This window comes from Pseudomonas sp. SJZ078 (genome assembly GCF_007828255.1).
In the GTDB taxonomy this organism is placed as follows: Bacteria; Pseudomonadota; Gammaproteobacteria; order Pseudomonadales; family Pseudomonadaceae; genus Aquipseudomonas.
This window is the reverse complement of sequence record NZ_VIUG01000074.1, coordinates 1-2,611: the sequence shown is the minus strand read 5'-3', so window position 1 is coordinate 2,611 and position 2,611 is coordinate 1. Positions and strand designations below refer to the sequence as shown.

Below are 2,611 nucleotides of genomic sequence, written 5' to 3'. Positions count from 1 at the left end.
CGGTGTTGTCCAGAGTGGTGCCGGTGAAGCTCAGGGCATGCTGGGCGTTGACGGTGCCGCCGGCGTTGCCGAGGGTCATGGCGTTGATGACCAGGGTGTTGCCGCTGTCGATCAAGCCGCCTTGGGCGTTGTTCAGCAAACCGCCGACGGTCAGGGTCTGGTCGCCACCGCTGGAGAGAATGCCGCCGCCGTTGTCCAGGCTGGCTGCGCTGACGGTCAGTTGTTTCTTACCGACCAGTGCGCCGGCATTGCCGTTGAGTAGCGTCCCGCTGAGGGTGGCACTGACGCTTTCGTCGCGGCTCGACAGGGTGCCGCTGTTGCGGTTGTCCAGGCTCGTGGCGGTCAGATCCAGACCCTTGAAGCCGGACAGCAAACCACCTTGGTTGATGACGTTGCGGGCGCCCAGGGTCAGCACGCCGTTGCTGATGAGTTGGCCGGCGCTGTTGTCCAGGTCGCGGGCGCTCAGGTTCAGGTCCTGGCTGCTGGAGATTTCGCCATGCTGGTTGTTCAGGTCCCGCAGGTGCTTGAGGCTGAGTACACCGGCGGTGGTGATCAGGCCGGCGCTGTTGTTCAGGTCGCCGGTGGCGGCGCCGAAATCGATGGCGATGGCACTGCCCAGTAGCGAACCTTGTTGGTTGTTCAGGTCGCTGGTGGTAATGCTCAGGTTGTCGGTGGCGTTGATCAGCCCCTGGCTCTGGTTTTCCAGCGCGCCGCTGAGCTTCAGGTCGAGGTCAGCGCGGCTGGTCAGGGTGCCGCCGTTGTTGTTCAGGCTTGCGGCTTCGACGTCCAGTGCCGCGGCGGCGATCAGGCCCTTGAGGTTGGTCAGGGCGTTATCGATGCGCAGGGTCAGGGCCTGGTTGCTGAGCAGTTTGCCGTTGTCGTTGTTCAGGCTTTGCGCGGCCAGGGTGAACGCCTGGGCGCTGGAGATCTCGCCGCCGTCGTTGTTGACGCCCGCAAGATTCTTGAGCATCAGCAGCGGTGCATTGATCAGGCCGCCCTGGTTGTTCAGTTGGCCCTGGTTGAGGTCCAGGGTCAGCGCCGTGTTGCTGAAGAGTTGGCCGCCCTGTTGGTCGAGGTCGGTGACGCTGGCGGTGAGTGCGCCGTTACTGGCGATGCGGCCGCCGTCCTGGTTGGTCAGTTTTTGCGTGGTCAGGTCGAGGTTGGCCCCGCTGCTCAGGCGGCCGGACTGGCTGTTGTCGAACGCGCCGGTCTCGACCAGTACGCCTTGCTTGCCGCTGATGGTGCCGTTATTGCGGTTGTCGAGGCTGGCGCTTTTGACGGTGAGGCCGGCGTCGGTGACGATTTCGCCGCCCTGGTTGAGCAAGGCATTGTCGAGAGTAAGACTCAGTGCGCCGCCGCTGGAGACGCTGCCTTGTGTGTTGTCGAGACTGCCGGCATTCGCGGTCAGGGTACCTTCGCTGCTGATCAGGCCAGCGACGTTGGTCAACGCGTTGTCGAGGCGAATATCCAGGCCTTGGCGGGCGACGAGACTGCCGCTGCTGTTGTCCAGGCGTTGTCCGGTGACAGTGCTGGCGCCAGTGCTGAACAGAAGGCCCTGGGTCTGGTTGATGATCTCCGCGACTTTCAGGCCCAGGTCGGTGCCGGCCAGGACCTTGCCGTTGTCGCTGTTGTTCAGGCGCTGACCGTCGATGTCGATCCCCAGCGAACTGGAAATCTCCCCGCCACGGTTATCCACGGCGTCGACGTTGAGTGTCAGCGCGTTCGTCGCACCGACCAGGCCGCCGTTGCGGTTATCCAGGCTCTGACCGCTGACAGTCAGCAAACCCTGGGCAACCAATTCGCCGCCCTGATTAGTCAGTTCGGCGACGTTTGCGGTGAGGTTGGCCTTGCTGGAGATCCGTCCGCCGCTGTTATCGACGCCGGTGGTTTCCAGGTGCACCGGGCCGACGGCACTGAGCAAGCCGTCGTGGTTATTCAACTGCCCGACAGTGGCCGTGAGGTTGCCATTGCTGCTGACGGTGCCCTGGGTGTTGAGCAGTGTGTCGGCGCTGACGCTCAGCGTATTGCTGCTCAGTACCCGGCCGCTGCTCCGGTTATCCAGGGTCCCGGCCTTGACCGTGCCGGCCTGTCCGGCACTCAAGGTCCCGCCCTGGTTGTTCAGGGTCTGCGCCACGTTGGCCGTCAGGGTGCGGCTGGCAATCACGCTCTTGCCGCTGTTGTTGAGGTTTTGTGCGGTGAGGCTCACATCCCCCGTGGCGTTACGGCTGCTGTCGGCGTTGACCCCGGCTTCAATGACGCCGTTGTTGGTCAACTGCCCGCCGCTGCTCAAGCTGATCTGGTCACGGGCGGCGATGTTCTGCTGCACGTCCAGCGCGCCGCTGGTTTGCACGTTGACGCTGGCAGCGTACACCGCGCCTTGCACGTTGGCGCTGGCGGCCTTGGCGGTGACCGCGCCGCTGGCCGAAGTGTCGGCCAGGCTCAGATGGCCGTTGGCGTCGAGCTGGATATCACCACCGCTGGCGATCAGCTTGCCGTCCAGCTTCACCCCGACACCGGCCTCGGTGCCCACCAGTTTGATGGCGCCGGCGTACATGCCGCCCAAGGCCGAGGAGTCGATAGCGAGTTGCGGCTTGGCGCTGCCGTCATCGGC

At 64.4% G+C, this 2,611-nt stretch carries 1 pseudogene; it reads right to left on the bottom strand.

Annotation, left to right across the window (positions count from 1 at the left end):
- Positions 1 to 2,611 (bottom strand): annotated as a pseudogene (locus tag FBY02_RS27955) (S-layer family protein); the annotation flags it as partial.